This is a genomic window from Methylophilus sp. YYY-1, assembly GCF_029132825.1.
Classification (GTDB): Bacteria; Pseudomonadota; Gammaproteobacteria; order Burkholderiales; family Methylophilaceae; genus Methylophilus; species Methylophilus glucosoxydans.
The window spans coordinates 248,652-265,478 of record NZ_WOVG01000002.1; the positions used below are offsets into that span (position 1 = coordinate 248,652).

15 protein-coding genes are annotated in these 16,827 nt (G+C 52.7%); 4 read left to right on the plus strand and 11 right to left on the minus strand.

Translation table 11 applies throughout. The features are described from left to right. Positions 1-28 precede the first annotated feature (28 nt). From cfa to GOC95_RS07840, 4 genes are all read right to left on the minus strand, one after another. Positions 29-1,207: a cyclopropane fatty acyl phospholipid synthase gene (gene cfa / locus GOC95_RS07825; protein ID WP_275356572.1), complete on the minus strand. Its 1,179-nt coding sequence runs from the start codon at positions 1,205-1,207 to the stop codon at positions 29-31. 162 nt (positions 1,208-1,369) lie between these two features. Further along, positions 1,370-2,299, minus strand: coding sequence for an AEC family transporter (locus GOC95_RS07830; RefSeq protein WP_275356573.1), 930 nt, complete (start codon positions 2,297-2,299; stop codon positions 1,370-1,372). An 8-nt stretch (positions 2,300-2,307) separates the two neighbouring features. Continuing rightward, complete coding sequence (locus GOC95_RS07835; protein ID WP_275356574.1) at positions 2,308-2,775, minus strand: nuclear transport factor 2 family protein; 468 nt, start codon at positions 2,773-2,775, stop codon at positions 2,308-2,310. Between the two features lie 41 nt (positions 2,776-2,816). Beyond that, a complete protein-coding gene (locus GOC95_RS07840) occupies positions 2,817-3,551 on the minus strand; it encodes a 16S rRNA (uracil(1498)-N(3))-methyltransferase (protein WP_275356575.1) in 735 nt (244 codons plus the stop codon). Between the two features lie 111 nt (positions 3,552-3,662). On the opposite strand from GOC95_RS07840, the gene GOC95_RS07845 reads away from it, so the two are divergent. Next, positions 3,663-4,214: a thioredoxin family protein gene (locus tag GOC95_RS07845; protein WP_275356576.1), complete on the plus strand. Its 552-nt coding sequence runs from the start codon at positions 3,663-3,665 to the stop codon at positions 4,212-4,214. A gap of 3 nt (positions 4,215-4,217) precedes the next feature. On the opposite strand, the gene GOC95_RS07850 is transcribed toward GOC95_RS07845, so the two are convergent. The 6 genes from GOC95_RS07850 to GOC95_RS07875 all read right to left on the minus strand — a co-directional run bounded on the left by GOC95_RS07850 (position 4,218) and on the right by GOC95_RS07875 (position 11,983). Beyond that, positions 4,218-5,429, minus strand: coding sequence for an NnrS family protein (locus GOC95_RS07850; protein ID WP_275356577.1), 1,212 nt, complete (start codon positions 5,427-5,429; stop codon positions 4,218-4,220). 156 nt (positions 5,430-5,585) lie between these two features. Further along, positions 5,586-6,269 (minus strand): PEP-CTERM sorting domain-containing protein, encoded by a 684-nt coding sequence (locus GOC95_RS07855; RefSeq protein ID WP_275356578.1) that lies wholly within the window; start codon positions 6,267-6,269, stop codon positions 5,586-5,588. 83 nt (positions 6,270-6,352) lie between these two features. Beyond that, positions 6,353-7,921, minus strand: coding sequence for a hypothetical protein (locus GOC95_RS07860; RefSeq protein ID WP_275356579.1), 1,569 nt, complete (start codon positions 7,919-7,921; stop codon positions 6,353-6,355). A 164-nt stretch (positions 7,922-8,085) separates the two neighbouring features. Further along, positions 8,086-8,769: a PEP-CTERM sorting domain-containing protein gene (locus tag GOC95_RS07865; RefSeq protein WP_275356580.1), complete on the minus strand. Its 684-nt coding sequence runs from the start codon at positions 8,767-8,769 to the stop codon at positions 8,086-8,088. A 77-nt stretch (positions 8,770-8,846) separates the two neighbouring features. After that, complete coding sequence (locus GOC95_RS07870) at positions 8,847-10,718, minus strand: ATP-binding protein (RefSeq protein ID WP_275356581.1); 1,872 nt, start codon at positions 10,716-10,718, stop codon at positions 8,847-8,849. 8 nt (positions 10,719-10,726) lie between these two features. Continuing rightward, positions 10,727-11,983: a hypothetical protein gene (locus GOC95_RS07875; protein ID WP_275356582.1), complete on the minus strand. Its 1,257-nt coding sequence runs from the start codon at positions 11,981-11,983 to the stop codon at positions 10,727-10,729. A 157-nt stretch (positions 11,984-12,140) separates the two neighbouring features. Here GOC95_RS07875 and GOC95_RS07880 point away from each other — a divergent pair, with 157 nt between their 5' ends. Together GOC95_RS07880 and GOC95_RS07885 are read left to right on the plus strand one after the other, a co-directional pair. After that, positions 12,141-12,779 (plus strand): response regulator transcription factor, encoded by a 639-nt coding sequence (locus GOC95_RS07880; RefSeq protein WP_275356583.1) that lies wholly within the window; start codon positions 12,141-12,143, stop codon positions 12,777-12,779. 112 nt (positions 12,780-12,891) lie between these two features. Beyond that, on the plus strand, positions 12,892-13,905 hold the full coding sequence (locus GOC95_RS07885) for a Gfo/Idh/MocA family oxidoreductase (RefSeq protein WP_275356584.1): 1,014 nt from the start codon (positions 12,892-12,894) through the stop codon (positions 13,903-13,905). Positions 13,906-13,982: 77 nt separating this feature from the next. Here the strand turns inward: GOC95_RS07885 and fae are convergent, their stop codons facing one another. After that, a complete protein-coding gene (fae, locus tag GOC95_RS07890; protein WP_275356585.1) occupies positions 13,983-14,534 on the minus strand; it encodes a formaldehyde-activating enzyme in 552 nt (183 codons plus the stop codon). A 273-nt stretch (positions 14,535-14,807) separates the two neighbouring features. Here fae and tkt point away from each other — a divergent pair, with 273 nt between their 5' ends. Continuing rightward, positions 14,808-16,793, plus strand: a complete 1,986-nt coding sequence (gene tkt, locus GOC95_RS07895; RefSeq protein WP_275356586.1) for a transketolase — start codon at positions 14,808-14,810, stop codon at positions 16,791-16,793. Positions 16,794-16,827 lie beyond the last annotated feature (34 nt).

Genomic DNA, 16,827 nt, shown 5'->3' on the forward strand with positions numbered 1-16,827 from the left:
TTAAGGTCAAGAACACAGAGAGACTACGTCAACAACAACTGACTGGCTGCGGGCGGATTGAGCGATACACACGGTTGCTCTGCCGTTTGCTCAATACCAGCTGCCAGAGTTGCCCTTGCCGGGCGCGGAAATAGCCTGCACAACACATCAGGTAGTATTTCCACATCCGGTAAAAACTTTCATCATACTTAAACTGCAATTCAGGCCAGGCACGGTTGAATTTGTCCCACCAGGCCATCAGGGTGCGGTCATAATCTGGTCCGAAGTTATGCCAGTCTTCAATTAAAAACTTTTCTTCAATCGCCCCAGTGATTTCGCTGGCCGAGGGCAATTTGCCATTCGGAAAAATATAGCGGTCTATCCAGGCGTCGGTATGCAAGGCGGTTTTATGATTGCCGATGGTATGCAACAAAAACAGCCCGTTATCCTTAAGCAAGCGCTGTGCGGTGGCAAAATACGTTTCGTAGTTCTTTTGGCCCACATGCTCAAACATGCCAACCGAGACAATTTTGTCGAATTGACCATGCAACTCTCGGTAGTCCTTGAGCTGGATATCCACCGGCAATCCTGCACAACGTTCTCTGGCTAAGGCCTGTTGCTCAACTGACACCGTGATGCCGAGCACCTGCACCCCATAGTGTTGTGCCATATGCTTGGCCAGCCCGCCCCAGCCACAGCCGATTTCCAGCACGCGGTCGCCGGGTTGCAAATCCAGCTTTTGGCAAATCATATCCAGCTTGTGACGCTGGGCTTCTTCCAGCGTTTGCGCATGTTGCCAGTAGCCGCAAGAGTAACTCATGCTCGAATCCAGCATGGCTTCAAACACATCATTGCCAATATCGTAGTGTTGCTGTGCAACCTGATAAGCCCGGTGCGGCGCTTGCAGGTTAAACAGGGTATGACGAATGATCTCAGCCAATAATTTGAGTCTGGCCGTCCCGCCCATTTTTTCATCCAGGTCCGCCCGCATGACGCGATGGAAAAACTCGTCCAGCCGGTTGCAGCCCCAGCGGCCCTCGATAAACGCCTGTCCCAGTCCGAGCGAGCCTTTGGTCAACACATCGCGGTAGACGCTTTCTTCATACACCTGGATATCCCAGGGCGCGTTGCCGTTAATCGTGATCCCGGCGCCCGCCAGCAAACTGGCAAGCGTATCCGGTGGCGCGGGATGCGCACTGAGGTAATGGTTGGTCGTGGTTTTCGGCATGATCGTTTGATAATCCCTAATAACACTTCACGTAGGCATGACTGATGGATTGCATCATAAAAACAGTTGCGCTTGCAGACAACTCGTCATATGACGTATGACAGATTTGACGGCAAAGATTCCGTCGGGCAGGATGGTTTTAACGAGCTAAAGCGGTTGCTGTCAGGGCTGCAATGCTGCAAACCATACTGACAGGCTGGCCATGCTGAGCAGGGTGCTCAAGAACACGGCCGCGGCATACAGTGCGCCATCCAGGTGATAGCGCTCGCAGATGATAATGCCAAATACCATGGTCGGCATGGCAGCCAGCAAAATGCATGCAGTCAGGGTGTCACCCGAGATGCCCAGCCATTGTGCAAAGCACCAGGTCACCAGCGGTGCGACGCACAGGCCAATCGCACACACGGGCAATAACAAGGGCATGAATTTCAGTTTAAAAGTATCCCAGCGGATGCTCATGCCCAGTGCAATCAGCATCAGGGGCACCACGCCGCCCGCCAGGGTATGCAAGGCATGTGCAACCATGACCGGTTGCGGAATGTGGCACAGATTGAGGATGGCCGCCAAGAGCAAGGCCCATAGCGGTGGCACGCGCATGAGTTCCTTGAGCGGGTGCGAGCGTTGTTCAGCATGGCCAAAATGTTGCGCCATGAGCATGCCCAGGCTGAGTAAGATCGGCGTGCAGGCAAACAGATCAAACTTGAGCACGATCTCATGCGTCCAGTCGCCCAATACCTCGCTGGTCACCGGTAGTCCAAGGTAGGTCGCGTTCGGGAAGGTGGCCGCCAGCATCAATGCGCCTTGCTGTGCACGGGTCACGGTCATCAGACGTTGCAATAATTGCAGTATCAGCCACATGCACGAGGCCGCGACCATCAAGCGGCACACGGCTGTCAGCGCAATTTTGACTGCACTCAAATCAAACGGCGCCTGCCATAAAATATTGAGCACCAAGGCTGGCAATAGCACATAAAACACCAGATCTGTCAGCGCACGACGGTGCGACAGGGCGGTGATGTGCGAAGGCGCCCACCGTTGCCAGAGCATGCCTGCCATAATCAGCAAGGCCATTTGCAGCATGACTTGAAACATGTGCCGCCTTATAAACCGAGCGCGGTCAGTCCGGGGTGCTCATCCGGGCGTCTACCCAGGGGCCAGAAGAATTTGCGGTCTGCTTCTTTAATCGGCAGGTCGTTAATACTGGCGTGGCGCTGCATCATCAGCCCGGCGTCGTTAAACATCCAGTTTTCATTACCGTAGCTGCGATACCAATTGCCCGCGTCGTCGTGCCACTCGTAGGCAAAGCGCACAGCAATCTTGTTATCCAGAAACGCCCAGATTTCCTTGATCAAACGGTAATCCAGTTCGCGCGCCCATTTGCGCGTTAAAAACTGATGCACCTCTGCACGCCCTACTGGAAACTCGGCACGGTTACGCCAAACCGTATCTTCCGTGTAGACCTGGATCACGCGATCCGGGTCGCGGCTGTTCCAGGCATCTTCGGCCATGCGTACTTTTTGCATGGCAGTTTCCAGGGTAAAGGGCGGTAAGGGTGGGCGGGGTTCCATAGAGGCTCCTTGGGTTGCTAAGTGTGCAGTGTCAGACTTGCTTAAAAGTCTCCCCACAGTGACTGCATCACGCTCATGGCAGTCAATGCTGCGGTTTCAGTACGTAAAATCCGTGGGCCAAGCACGATAGACTGGAAGTGATGTTGCGAGGCGAGTGCAATTTCTGCCGCGCTCAAGCCGCCTTCCGGGCCAATTAATAAATGAATGGCGTTTTTTGGCGGGTTTAGTGATGCCAGCCTTTGTGCACCGACAGGATTCAATAACAGGTTAAGGCTGTCAGCGGTCGCGTGTTGGCTCAGCCATTGTGCAAGCGTGAGAGGCGCGTGTACTAACGGAATTAAGGCGCGGCCACTTTGCTCACAGGCGGCGATTGCCACGCCTTGCCAATGTTCGACGCGCTTTTCGGCGCGGTCGCCACTGAGTTTGGTCACGCAGCGCTCGGTACTTAACGGGAAAATTTCGCGCACACCCAGTTCCACCGCTTTCTGGATGGTGTAATCCATGCGGTCGCCGCTAGAGATGCCTTGTAGCAGGCGGGTATTCAGTGGCGATTCATTGCTGACCTGTGTGCGGCTGAGGACTTCAACGGTAGCGGATTTTTTCTCGACCTGCGTCAGCGCGCAGAGATAGTCAAAACCATCCCCACAAAACAAAATCAACGTGTCGCCTACTTTGAGCCGCATGACTCTGACTGCATGCGCCATGGCGTTATCACTGAGTGGGACGGATTGGCCCACAGTCAATGCAGCCGGGCTATGAAAGCGTAAATTACTCATGACTGGCATTGTAACCAAAATGCCTGTGTGCGGGCACGGTGGTGACAAGATTCACCTTGGCGTCTTAATCACGTACCATAATGGTTTGATCTAATGGCAGGAGCAACGCTGATGGCAAGTATTAGCCCCCCCGTATGTGATTTTGGCTGGAAAGCACCGGCATTCAATTTGCCTAATGTAGATGGCAAGCTCGTCAATCTTGAAACCAGCATGGGGCCAAATGGTCTGCTGGTGATGTTTATCTGTAACCATTGCCCTTACGTGAAAGCCATCTTGCCTCGCCTGATCGCTGACGTAAAAGAACTACAGACGCTGGGCGTGAATACGGTGGCGATTATGTCGAATGACCCTTCCGATTATCCGGAAGACAGCCCTGAGAACATGCGCAAAATTGCCACCGAGATGGCGTTTCCGTTCCCTTATCTGTTGGACGAAACTCAGCAAATTGCCAAGCTTTATGATGCTGTGTGTACGCCAGACTTTTTTGGCTTTAATAAAGATTTTGCATTGCAATACCGGGGTCGGTTTGACGAGAGCCGCAAGGAAACCGCTCCTGAGAGTACCCGTGAATTGTTCAAAGCCATGAAGTTAGTGGCTGAAACAGGTCACGGCCCGCAGGAACAGATTGCAAGTATTGGTTGTTCTATCAAGTGGAAAGAGTGAGCGTTAACCGGGCGTGCCGTCAATGCGTGGTTGACTGAGGATCGGCCAATAGACAATCGTAAATAATGTGAATGCGGCGATCCAGGTGCTGGCCGCCAGCATCACTGACAAACGGTAAAAGTCTGGCAGCACGATAGGCAATAACACCCGACTCAGGGTAGCAAAAATGACCAGGCCAAATATCCATACCAAGCTACGCGGTGGGTTGTGAATATTGCGGCCTGTGTGCCCTAATGAGACCCTAGTCATCATCGCCAGCGTAATCACGCCGATGCCGCCGATCGCCCAGCAATGGATGGCCATAATCACAGAAATGCTTGGTAGCAAAAAACTCAAGGCATATAGTAAAAAGCCCAGGTTAATAAGCCACAGACCCAGATAAAAACTCCACAGTAGCGGCAGCTGCCAAATGCCGGGTGTATGCCAGCGCCATAACCTAAAGCTTGCGCTGATGCTGATAGTAAGTCCTAACACTGTATTCAGCATTTCAGCATTGGCGGTTAATATATTGATCAACAGTGCGGCCAGGCAGACCATCAACAGGCGGTCTATCCAAACTGAATTTTTGAGCGTCACCTGTTCTTTCACACCACGCTCAATAAACATGGGCAAAATGCGGCGGCTCATCACCATGATCAGGCTGACATTCAGCAGTAAACCCATCCATAGCGCGGCATGTGCACCTTGGTTTGTCCAGCCCAGCGCTTGCGAATAAAAGGCCAGGTTGCCAACCGACAGCAACAGTACTTTTGACAGTACGCCCAGTTGTCGCCATTGCTTCACCTGAATAATTGGTCTGGCAATCGCGATGAGCAGCCACAGGTTGAATAGGCCGTCAAACGCGGCTGCCAATGCGATCAGGGAGGGTGCCATCAGCATGATGGCGCGGGCCAATGCCCAGCAGGTGACCAAGCCCATGAGCGGGCGACCATGCAAGGTCTGCAGACCGGTCCAGTTTTTGACCGCGGTCAGTAAAAATCCGGCAATCACGGCAAAGGCAAAACCATATAGCATTTCGTGTGCATGCCACTGTGATGCGGTCACGGTGTTTAACACTGGTGCAGAAAGCGTTGCATATTTCCACACCCAGAGGCCAATCGAGAGCACCGCAAAGCAGGCAGCCAGCAAGAAAAAAGGCCTGAAGCCCAGGTTGAACAGGGCAAACTGGTTAGCCGGTACCTTGCGGCTGGGTGGTGAGATGGTGAGTGGTTGCATGCAGGCCTCCTCAAAAGCGTATAGCGAATAATACGGCGCTGAGGTGCCCGCATATTGCGCTGACGCAAACATGATGCATGCAAAAATGCCAATTAAAAACCCTGTGCTGAACGGGGTTAAATCAACATCAGGCCTGATGGCCAAGGTGTCGGTGAGTTATACACGCAGCGGTTGTTTTCTAAACAGGCACAAGCCTGCGACCCCCAGGCCAAGCAGGCTGGCGGATAACGGCTCGGGCACTGGCGTCGCCAGCGTCGTCGCATAGGTGACATCGTCTACGGCAAACGTACTGGAGCAGCAACCGGTGCCAGCAAAGACGATGCGATTAAACGCCACATCGGAGGTGAGCCCAATAAAGCCATTTAGAGTTTGATTGCTGACGTAAGGGTCGGGCGCGGCATAGGTGGCAATATGATGGTATTCACCATAGGCCGGGCCGATACGGGCCAAGCTGATGGAGAGCAATTGTAGCCGGGCATTGTTCATGGTGAGCCCAAAGGCAGTGATTGGCTGACTAAAAATCAGATCCGCCCAGCCGCCGTATGAGGTGTTGAAATAGAGGTTGGTTGTGCCATTGATATCTATCGCTGAAGAAGGTGCATCGACACTGACACTGCCGCTCAATGTGAAGTCATTGAGGTGGATGCCGGTGCTGCTGGGATCGAGGTCTGCCGTCACTGCGTCAAAGGTTTCGCTAGACACCGTACCCGCTGCAGTCAAAAAGCTGGTTTTATCCGTGTATACCGTGAAGGCTGCTATCGCGGGCATGCTAGTCAGGCCAATAGTAAAAAGCGTAACGAGTTTGATAAACCAAGCTGGATTAATCACTGGGGATGACATCACATGCTCCTTTTAAATAAATGATGGGATGAGAATGCTTGTATGTGTGTTAAAGCGACCTGGCAAAATATGCCTGTATTTTCTCAAGCGCTTTGACGACGCCATAACAACAGCGGCAAGCCCATCATGAGCAGCCAGGCCTGGCTTGGCTCTGGCACTGGGGTCACTGCCCAGCTGGCGACGACCAAAAACTGGTTGCTGTATATATTGTTGAGTTGCAAGCGCGAGGCCGTGCTCTGTCCGCTGAGTTCTAGCAAACCACTTGAGATTTCGCCGATATAGACTTCACCTTCACCTTGCAACACTGCCGAACCGGCATAATCGCTGTTACCAATCACCGTCAGGCCGTTTCCCTCCAGCAAACTGATGCGGTCATATAATCCATTCCGTAACAGAGCATAGCGAGCAGCATCTGGCAGGTTGAGTTCTACCAAGCCGCTGCTGCTATTGCCTAAGTAATAGATGGAGAGCATGGCGTCAGTCAACCCAAGTAATGCCCCATCCAGCGTCAATTGAGGGGCGGCACTTGTCGTGAGCGGCACGCCCAGCGCGTGGTCCAGTTGCGCAGCGAAATCATGCTCATCGCTGCCGCTGGCAATCAGCGATAATGCCGCCAACGACAGGGCTGCATTGTCACTGGTCAGGTCTTCGCTGCTAAAGCCAGCCGTTGAGCGTCCCAGAGAGGGGTCCACGGTTGCGGTGACGTTCCATAGCTGACGCATGAGATCGAAGGGTGAGTTGAATACTGTCGGTGCAGTCGCGCCTGCATTGAGCAAAATGGTGCTGTCTCTGGCGGCTGCGAGCAGTGTTTGTGCATCTTTTAGCTCGGGTGTGCGGGCGATTTTCAGGGTATTTGCGACTGCGACATCCGTCAGTACGCTATTGCGCAGGGATTGAATATCGGTTGCGGCAGCATCCCAGCGTGCGGCTGCGACTCCGCCACCTGCCCCTGGGGTGGCGGCGAGGGCATCTGCCACATATTGGCTACGTGTTTTGGCGGTAAAGGTGGCATTCACATTGACTGTGCCGGATAAAGACAGCCCGGCATAATTGATGCTCACACCATCCGCGGTAAACGTGGGTGCGCCACTTGCTTGCAAGCGTATGGGTTGCACCAGTGCCGCTGCACTGGTGGTTGAGTTTGAGAGCGGAGAGAGAAATTTTAACGTGCTATAAACTTCATCGCGGGTGCAGGAAAGCGCGGTTGCACGGCAAAACCAGGTGGCATCGAGGTTGAGTGACTCGGTGGTGGTCAGTAGGCCGCCGCTTAATGTGGCGCCGGCTTCTATCCGCGTCAGTGTGCGTTGGGTATCTGGCAATACTGAAACCCCAGGGTCATTTAGTGAAATAAATTGATTCCCTCTTAGTTCAATCGTCATGCTGCCGCTACTGAACGTTCCAAGTCGGGTGCTCAAAAACCGCGCATTGGCAATACTTGGGTCCAGGGTCAACAGCTTGTCAATCTGGTTGCTGTAAGTGGTGATATCCACGCCATCGACAGACACCGAGGTGGTTCTGTTCATGATGGCAATCTCGTTAAAGTTTAGCCGCATGTTAGTTGCGATTTCTGTGGCGAGGGCCTGGAAAGGCAGGCAGCCAACCAACACAATGATGGCGGCAGATGGTTTAGCGTAGCGCTGCAAGGTCAACATGACAAACCCTTTGCCCTGGTTGGGCACGATATTAAGAATGTCCCTAGACTAGTGCAATCATCTGAAAAAAGGCACCCCCAGTTCAGGGGGTGCCATCACAGCTACTCAAAGGGTGAAGCAGTCGTTTTTATTTTTTACTAGGATTTTGGCGCGTGACAGCGCCTTTATTCTGTAGTCGATTTGCGCGTGCGCCTGTATCCAACCACGCCCAGCAAGCCCAGGCTGAGCATGAGCGCCGAGGTGGGCTCTGGCACACTGCTCACCATTTGCCCATACTGGATATGATCGACTTCAATGCCGCCCCCGGTGCCTATGGTGATCGATTTTATGCCACCGGCAAACTGCACACCAAAGAAACGGTCATCGCCGGTGGTGCCGCCAAACGTGCCATCAGGAATGCCCGTATACGACTGTGAACCCAGTGATTGCCCCAGTGCATCTGTTGCGCTGAACGTAATGGTGCCAGAGCCATCCGTCCAGACCACACCAAAGGCTGTTGGCAGAGGGCCGCTACCCGTGTAAGTGAAGGTCACATTGCCTGAAAACCAGCTACGTCCTGCGGTGCCAAAACCATCAATGTTGCCATCATCGGCATCCACCGAGTCGGCAATGCCGGTGGGTCCATACACTGAACCGTTACTGGCACTGATAGACGCATCCAGCGATCCATCTTCCAGATTATCTAGTAGGACAGGATTGCCTCCCAGGTAAAAGCCAGCCGGGATGTCACTCGAGGATAGGTAGGGCGTGGGTCCCCAGAAGATCGCGGTACTACTCGTGGCATGTGCCATATTGGCACTGGCAAGTAAACAACCAGTGAGTGTGGTCATTATTGTTAATTTGTGCATGTCTCTCTCCTCCTGATGATTGGAGTACTCATCTTAGAGACTTTGCCATCCGGCTTGCACCCCCTGGATAGGGGGTGTTAATGGGGAGCTTGCGCGAATGCTTGCAACGGCAGTTGCAGGCAGAGCTTGAGCCCGCCTGCGGGCAAGGCTTCAAAGTGCACTTCACCGCCCAGCAGCGTCGCGCGTTTCTGAATATTGTTCAAACCGCGGCCTTTGTTTCTGGCCGACTCGGCGGGCAGCCCGATGCCATTGTCACTCACTGACAGTAACAGATGCCTGTCGCTACGACTCAGGTTGACTGTGACCTGGCTTGCCTGTGCATGGCGGATCACATTTGAAACCGCCTCACGGATAATGCGGCCCAGGTTGAGGACTTGCGGTTGCGTCAGAAGCAGGTGGTCTTCCTTCATCTCAATCTGCCAAACCAGCTGGATATGGACATCACTCAAGCGTTTCTCGCACTCGATACGGTAGTCGGCCATGGCATCCGTCAATGGGATATGTTCTGTCCCGGCCCGTGAAACTACATCGCGCAGGTCTTGCAGGGCAGACCTGGCAAGTTCGGCATTGTTGCTGTCTTGGGCGCGGTATACCAGAGTCAGCAGTTTGGCTCCCAAGTCGTCATGCAGATCCTGGTAAATCCGCTCGCGCTCCTCCAGCGAAGCCTGCTCTTTGAGAATGGACTGCAATTGCTGAAAGTTTTGATTCAGCTCTTCATGCTTGGAAACCACGCGTTGTTCGAGTTGCTGATTCAGTTGCTCGTAATCATTGAGGGCCCCCACATACCTTGAAGTCATCATGAGCCCGACAATCAAAAACAGCACGGGGGCCGAGAATTGCATCAGATATTCCTCATTGCTCACCCAGTGGTTGAGTGCAGCAATATTGGTGTGTATCAGCCAGTCATGAAATGCAAATAGCAGGATCAAACTCAAGGTCAGCAACAGTAAGTTGGCATCCTTGTTGCGGTGCATAATGCCTTCTTTTGCCAGCAAGCAGAGGCCGAACACCACCACGCCCATGGTCACCAGGTGCCATACATCGGTGACGTCAGTAAAGTAAGCATCGGGAGTGCACAGCAAAGTCAGCGGCGACATGATGAGGATCGCCCACAGCAACTGATTGAAACGCTTAAGTCGGATGCCGACAAAATCGAGCAGTGAGATCAGCCACAAGGTGGCAATCGCCTGAAAACTCGCATTCACAAACAACTCCCATTGTGGGGTCGGCAAGGGCGCGGTGATGATGTAAAAATTGAGGGATTGCAGTGCCCAGACAAAGGCGGCCAGTCCAAACAGGCCGTAGGCGGTATCCTGCTTTCTGCGCCACCACAGGCTCAGCATCAGCAGCCCAATCCCCACGATCAGCAAGCTTGACGTCTGGTTCAGTGTGATACGGATAAATCTGGCTTCTTCAAAGCGCGGTTGCAGATGCTCTAATGTATCTATTTGCGGCGGAGCGAGCATGCCTTGAGAGTGTGCGGGGGCAATGACTCTTACGAGTAACAGATTGTCGCGGGGCTTGAGCAGGTGGGGCGGCATGGCAAATAACAAGGGGCGGTTCCAGTGCCTGGCGACGGGCTCTTCAAACGCACCGCCAGAGCCTATCTTCTCACCATTGAGAAACGCTTCCGCATTCAGGCTGAGCCTGGAAAGGTAGAGTCCATACAAAGCCTTCTGGCTGAGTGTCGGGTAATCAAACTGAAAGCGATACCAGCCTATGCCCTCTGCCGTCGGATGAGTGATCTTCCAGATGTCCGGCAGGCTGGCAGTTTGCCAGTCTGCATGGTCACCTGGGGGCTGGGGAGCGGCACTCTGGACAAACTCTCCTTGTTTCATGCTGACTAGAGCGTTGCTGGTCACCTCAGGGGTTGCAAATGTGCTTAGGGAGGCGAACAACAGCCACAAAAAAATGCAGCTATCGCGCAATGGTTTTAACAGGGCATGCACGCAAAAGCTCATCTAAACAAAGCCGTCACTTGCAGGTAAATATCGCGGACATCGACAAAGTTGCGCCCGGAAAAAGTATCCTGCATTTCGAGCCTGACGATGAGCGGCAGCGGTAATTTGCCTTGTTGCCAGGCCTGGATACCACTCCAGGTCGCACTCAGCCGGTACTGGTCGGCGCGGGTGTAGGTGTTCGTTTCCAGGCTGCTGGTATCGGTGCCAAGGTCAGAGCGGTAAGTGTCAGACTGCTTTTCATAACGGTGCCAGGTAGCCGCCCAGCGCCAGTTGGACCAGCGATACCCCAACTCAATATCGGTTTCATAAAAGTCCCCCAGGTTGCGTTGTAATCTTTGTTTGCTACTGGCGAGGGCCAGTAACTGGCCTGATGAGGGGATGCGCATGCTGGCTTTGTCGCGGGTTTGCCAGTTGTAATCGGCCAGTAACCGCAAGTCGAGGTGGCTGCCTATATTCTTGAAATATTCTATGCGGGTGCGCAGGTCGTCGCTACCGTCGCCGGGCGGCGTATCCAGCAAGTTATCCGGGTCGTCTTTTCTGGCCAGACCCACTCGCCAGCCGATGCCCACAATCAGGCTCTGGTCTGCCGCCTTATAAGCCCGCCAGAGCACGCCTATGGTCGGGTCGCTAAATCCCTCTGACTGTTGAGAAGCAATCCGCTTGTATTGATAACCATACGCCGGGTTCGTCAGGATGCCTTGTACGCCAGCCGTATCCATGGGAGCCACCGCGCCACCCGCAGGCGCAAACGGAAAGTTGCCCGCGCTAATCGGTTGGCTCGCGTCAAACGCCGGGTTTGCACCGACATTACCACCGTCGACGCCAAAACTGACGTGCGTGTGTGATTTCACATAAGGGATAATCGCGCCTACCGTGATATCCGGCGTGACGCCATAGCCGATGGTCAATGTGCTGATCTGGTTACGCACCTCACTCTTGAAGCGCGTCGTTCCCAGCGAGGCACCAGGACCTAATAGTGCGAGCGAAGGGAAAATGCTGCTATTTAATTGAATGCCGTCAAAGCTGGCGCCTAGTCCCTGCAAGTTGCCATGTTGATCATAGGTCTGGTGGTAGTCGTTGTTGCGTTGCTCAAAGCGGATGCCCCAGCTACTTTCAGGCGCCATGGTGTTGAGGCCAAATGCCGTGGGTATGGGTAATTCATCCATGGCGAATGCCTCTTGGGTTAGAAAGTTACCCAGCAATAGCCCGCCCATCAATAAACTGATCCAGTTCGGGCGTAATAGGAGGCGCATTCGATTCGGCAACAAAACAGGCAAACACAAAAGAGTCTTAGTCATGAGTGTATTCGAATTATTTTTTGATCGGAGCCCCCTGTTTGCGGGGGTGTTATACGTTGAATTTGGTATATAGTTTTTATCCCAACGCTATTGCTGTCCTAGCCACTGCCCTATGATGAAAACTGCTTTTATTCTTGAGGATACTCCCGAGTCACAATTGTGGCTGTCTGAGGTCCTGCAACAGAGTTTTCCAGATATCCAGATACACGCAGCCAATCACATTGCGCAGGCGCTCACTGCGTTGAACCATCTATCAGCAATCGATATCGCGCTCATTGATTTGAGTCTACCAGATGGTAGCGGGGTTGCGGTGATTGAATGGTTAAATCGTCATTCACCGCAAACAATTTGTGTGGTTGCCAGCATTTTTGATGACGATAGCCACATTTTCCCGGCCTTGCGTGCAGGGGCGCATGGTTATCTACTGAAAGACCAGCCGCAAACCGCTATCGTGCAGGCGCTGAATGGGATTGTGACGGGTCAGCCGCCCCTGTCCCCCGCGATTGCGCGCAAGTTATTGCGGCATTTTCATGACCCCTATGTCGAGGCGACTGCACAAGGCGTTCTCACCGAGCGTGAAAAAGAAGTATTGTCGATTATTGCCAAAGGCATGACCATGGCAGAAACCGCCAGTATCCTGGGTCTCAAGCGCAATACGGTAGCCGGGTATGTCAAGGAAATCTACCGTAAATTAAACGTTTCTTCGCGGGCTGAAGCCGCCATCACGGCACAACGCATGGGGCTGATTTAATCTTTTAGGGCACTTACAAAGCCCTTGCCCTGTCTTTCTTAATGCAAAGGCGCATGACCCCGCCATTTTGTGCAAGGTATAATCAGCCAAATTAAAACATGGGAAGAGCATCATGACGACAAAACTAAAATGGGGCATTCTCGGTGCTGCGCGTGTGAATGAGCGCTTGCTACCTGCGATTGTAGAGGCCAGCAACTCACAACTGGTCGCCATCGCCAGTCGCCGCCCAGGCGCTGCCAAAGCCACCTTGGAAAAATATGCGCCAAACGCAGGCGGTGTCAGCTGTTATGACAATATGGATAGCCTGCTCACAGACAGCAATGTTGAAGCTGTCTATTGCCCCATGGCTAACGAAGAGCATGCCGAATGGGCGCTCAAGGCGATTGCGGCGGGCAAGCACGTGCTGATTGAAAAGCCGATGACGACCAAGTTGGCAGATATTGATGCGATTGAATCTGCCGCCAAAGCCAGAGGGGTGACAGTGATGGAAGGCTTTATGTACCGCTTTCATCCGCAGCATGCCAAGGTTAAAGAATTAATCGACAGCGGGCTGATCGGCGATGTGCTGTCATGCCGTGCCAGTTTTTCTTTCCTGATGGCGCCTGCACGTATGTACCGCATTACCCGTGATATGGCCAACGGTGGTGGTGCCATGTGGGATATTGGGCCTTACGCCATCCATGCCTTGCGCTGGTGTTTTGCGCAAAACGGCGTCCCTGCCGAACCTAAAGATGTATTGGCCTATGGCAAACTCAACGAGCATGGCGCCGATGTGGTTGCCAGTGGTGTGCTCGATTTTGGCCATGATGCACAGGGACGTGCGCGTTTCGGCCACTTTGATGTGAGTTTTGAGCGTGGCCGCAAAGCCGAGTATGAGCTGATTGGCGATAAGGGCTGGATCAAATGCCACAATATGTGGTCTTATCCCGGCGATGACCCGGTCATTAGCTGGGAAGCGGGCGGCAAGTCAGAAACGATTGTGCTGCCCAAGGCTAACCACTTTAACCTTGAGATCGAGCACTTTGGTGATTGTGTGCTCAATGGCAAAGCGCCTTTGCTCACTTTTGATGATGCGCGTGGTAATTGCAAAGCAATTGAAGCGGTGATTGCGGCGTTGAAACGTTAAGGCTTTGCACAATAAAAAAAGGATGCCTTGGCATCCTTTTTTTATTGCTGAGTTGGTGTTTTAAAACTTGCCATGCTCTAAATCTTATTATCCAGGCCCATCTGGTAATACTTATGCACAATCTTCTCCTGGTTTTCTAACAACCAGTCTATGCTAGGCTCATTGCGCAAGGCTTTTTGAATCGCCTTGAAGGTCGCCTCACGGTGAATATCAAACAGCGCCTTATGGTCGATTTTCTCTTGTTCCAGAATCGCCGGGCTCAACCACACTGAAACAATAATGCCCAAGTCATTGGCTTTTTCTTTCGGGATATAGCCGCTACGTACGGCATCCAGTACGCCGTTGGCAATGGCGCCCTGCACGGTGCCCATCAAAATATTGGTGTAACGCGGATCTTTCACAGTCACCTTGCTCACCATCAGCGTCGCTGGGCGCACCATAATGTCGGTGTTCATAATCGCCAGTACGCGGGTATGGCCTTTGACCTGGTCGCCCAGCAGGTTGGCAAATGCCGTGCCCATCGGGCCATTCATTTCACCAATCGCCACCTCGGGTTCAGCGGCCGTGCCGGGTGGGCCGCCTGCCACCAGTGCTTCACCCACACGCATAATAATTCGATCATTAGACATCTTTGGAGCTCCTTTGCTATCAATGTATTGCAACATGGTAGGGGAATTCTCCCACCATGGCTAGTTGCATGCGCTTGGTATCGCGGTTTTACCGCTTGAGGCACCAAGCGCATGCATGAATTTAATAACCATTAACGCTTGAAGAAAAGCAGGTTCTAGGGAATAATCTAGCCTTTCCGTAAAAGGCTGGTTTTCTGGCTTTTTTAAAGAATTCAATCAAGGTTTTGCAGCTTTTTGTGTAAGACCGTTCACTTTCACTCTAGGGAGAAAACAATGGCAACTCGTGTCGACTTGTGCAACGCCATCCGTGCTCTGAGCATGGACGCTGTACAAAAAGCAAACTCCGGCCACCCAGGCGCACCTATGGGCATGGCTGAAATTGCTGAAGTATTGTGGAACCACAATCTGAGCCACAACCCAAACAACCCACAATGGGCTAACCGTGACCGTTTCGTATTGTCCAACGGCCATGGCTCTATGTTGATCTACTCCTTGTTGCACCTGACTGGTTACGATGTGACCATGGACGACATCAAGTCATTCCGTCAACTGCACTCCCGTTGCGCTGGTCACCCAGAGTACGGCTACGCACCAGGCGTTGAAACAACCACCGGTCCATTGGGCCAGGGTATTGCGAACGGTGTTGGTTTTGCCATGGCAGAAAAACTGCTGGCTAGCCAGTTCAACAAGCCAGGCCACGACATCGTTGACCACTACACATACGTGTTCCTGGGCGACGGCTGTATGATGGAAGGTGTTTCTCACGAAGCTTGCGCACTGGCTGGTACATGGGGCTTGGGCAAACTGATGGCTTTCTGGGATGACAACGGTATTTCTATCGACGGTCACATCGAAGGCTGGTACACAGACGACACCGCAGGCCGCTTCAAAGCATACGGCTGGCACGTTGTTTCAGTCGATGGTCACGACCAGGCTGCGATTCAAAAAGCCATTGACGAAGCGAAATCAGTCACTGACAAACCATCACTGATCTGCTGCAAAACGATCATCGGTAAAGGTTCTCCAAACAAATCCGGTTCACACGACTGCCACGGTTCCGCATTGGGCGAAGCTGAAGTTGCTGCAACCCGTGCTGAAATCGGCTGGCCACACGAGCCATTCGTGATTCCTGCTGACGTGTACGAAGGCTGGAACCAAAAAGACAAAGGCGCAAAACGCGAAGCTGACTGGAACGCCAAGTTCGACGCTTACGCTAAAGCCTACCCAGCAGAAGCTGCAGAATTCAAACGCCGTATGGCCGGTGAATTGCCAGCTAACTGGAAGTCACTGACTGACGCAATCATCGCTGAAACGAACGAAAAAGCTGAGAAATTGGCTACTCGTCAAGCTTCACAAAAAGCAATTACAGCGTTGGCGCCAATCTTGCCAGAATTCCTGGGCGGTTCAGCTGACTTGACAGGTTCTAACCTGACAGCGGCTAAAGAATTCAAACACGTGAGTGGTAAAGAGCCAGGCAACTACATCTCTTACGGTGTACGTGAGTTCGGTATGGCTGCCATCATGAACGGTATGGCATTGCACGGTGGCTTGTTGCCATACGGCGGTACTTTCCACATGTTCTCTGACTACATGAAAAACGGCATGCGTATGTCTGCGTTGATGCATCAACGTGTGATCTACGTGCTGACCCACGACTCTATCGGTCAAGGTGAAGACGGTCCTACCCACCAACCAGTAGAAAACACTTCTGGTCTGCGTATGATTCCTCGTATGGATGTATGGCGTCCAGCTGACTCTACAGAAACAACCGTTGCATGGGTTGCTGCAGTAGAGCGCACTGAAGGCCCAACCAGCTTGGTATTGAGCCGTCAAGCAGTGCCAGGCATCAAGCACGATGCTAAAGACTTTGAACTGATCCGCAAGGGTGGCTATGTATTCTCTGACGCTGCAGGTAAAGCGGATGTGATCATCATTGCTAACGGTTCCGAGTTGGATCTGGCAATTCAAGCGGCTGCTGAATTGAACGCTGCGGGTACTAAAGTGCGTGTGGTTTCCATGCCATCCACCAACGTATTCGACCGTCAAGACCAGGCTTACAAAGACAGCGTATTGACTCCAGGCGTGAAACGCGTGGCTGTTGAAGCTGCTCACCCAGACTTCTGGCGTAAGTATGTAGGTATTGAAGGTGCAGTTGTAGGTATCGATACCTTCGGCGAATCCGCACCAGGTGGCGCACTGTTCAAACACTTCGGCTTCACAGTGGAAAACGTAGTCAACACAGTTAAATCTGTACTGTAATTGTTGACGAAGTTTCAGTGAAGGCTAACCTTTA

What these genes read in the sequence shown, in the direction of transcription:
- GOC95_RS07850 (WP_275356577.1), bottom strand. Translation starts at nt 5,429, where the DNA reads ATGCAACCACTCACCATCTCACCACCCAGCCGCAAGGTACCGGCTAAC.
- GOC95_RS07855 (WP_275356578.1), bottom strand. Translation starts at nt 6,269, where the DNA reads ATGTCATCCCCAGTGATTAATCCAGCTTGGTTTATCAAACTCGTTACG.
- GOC95_RS07865 (WP_275356580.1), bottom strand. Translation starts at nt 8,769, where the DNA reads ATGCACAAATTAACAATAATGACCACACTCACTGGTTGTTTACTTGCC.
- GOC95_RS07840 (WP_275356575.1), bottom strand. Translation starts at nt 3,551, where the DNA reads ATGAGTAATTTACGCTTTCATAGCCCGGCTGCATTGACTGTGGGCCAA.
- fae (WP_275356585.1), bottom strand. Translation starts at nt 14,534, where the DNA reads ATGTCTAATGATCGAATTATTATGCGTGTGGGTGAAGCACTGGTGGCA.
- cfa (WP_275356572.1), bottom strand. Translation starts at nt 1,207, where the DNA reads ATGCCGAAAACCACGACCAACCATTACCTCAGTGCGCATCCCGCGCCA.
- GOC95_RS07830 (WP_275356573.1), bottom strand. Translation starts at nt 2,299, where the DNA reads ATGTTTCAAGTCATGCTGCAAATGGCCTTGCTGATTATGGCAGGCATG.
- tkt (WP_275356586.1), top strand. Translation starts at nt 14,808, where the DNA reads ATGGCAACTCGTGTCGACTTGTGCAACGCCATCCGTGCTCTGAGCATG.
- GOC95_RS07835 (WP_275356574.1), bottom strand. Translation starts at nt 2,775, where the DNA reads ATGGAACCCCGCCCACCCTTACCGCCCTTTACCCTGGAAACTGCCATG.
- GOC95_RS07875 (WP_275356582.1), bottom strand. Translation starts at nt 11,983, where the DNA reads ATGCGCCTCCTATTACGCCCGAACTGGATCAGTTTATTGATGGGCGGG.
- GOC95_RS07885 (WP_275356584.1), top strand. Translation starts at nt 12,892, where the DNA reads ATGACGACAAAACTAAAATGGGGCATTCTCGGTGCTGCGCGTGTGAAT.
- GOC95_RS07880 (WP_275356583.1), top strand. Translation starts at nt 12,141, where the DNA reads ATGATGAAAACTGCTTTTATTCTTGAGGATACTCCCGAGTCACAATTG.
- GOC95_RS07860 (WP_275356579.1), bottom strand. Translation starts at nt 7,921, where the DNA reads ATGTTGACCTTGCAGCGCTACGCTAAACCATCTGCCGCCATCATTGTG.
- GOC95_RS07845 (WP_275356576.1), top strand. Translation starts at nt 3,663, where the DNA reads ATGGCAAGTATTAGCCCCCCCGTATGTGATTTTGGCTGGAAAGCACCG.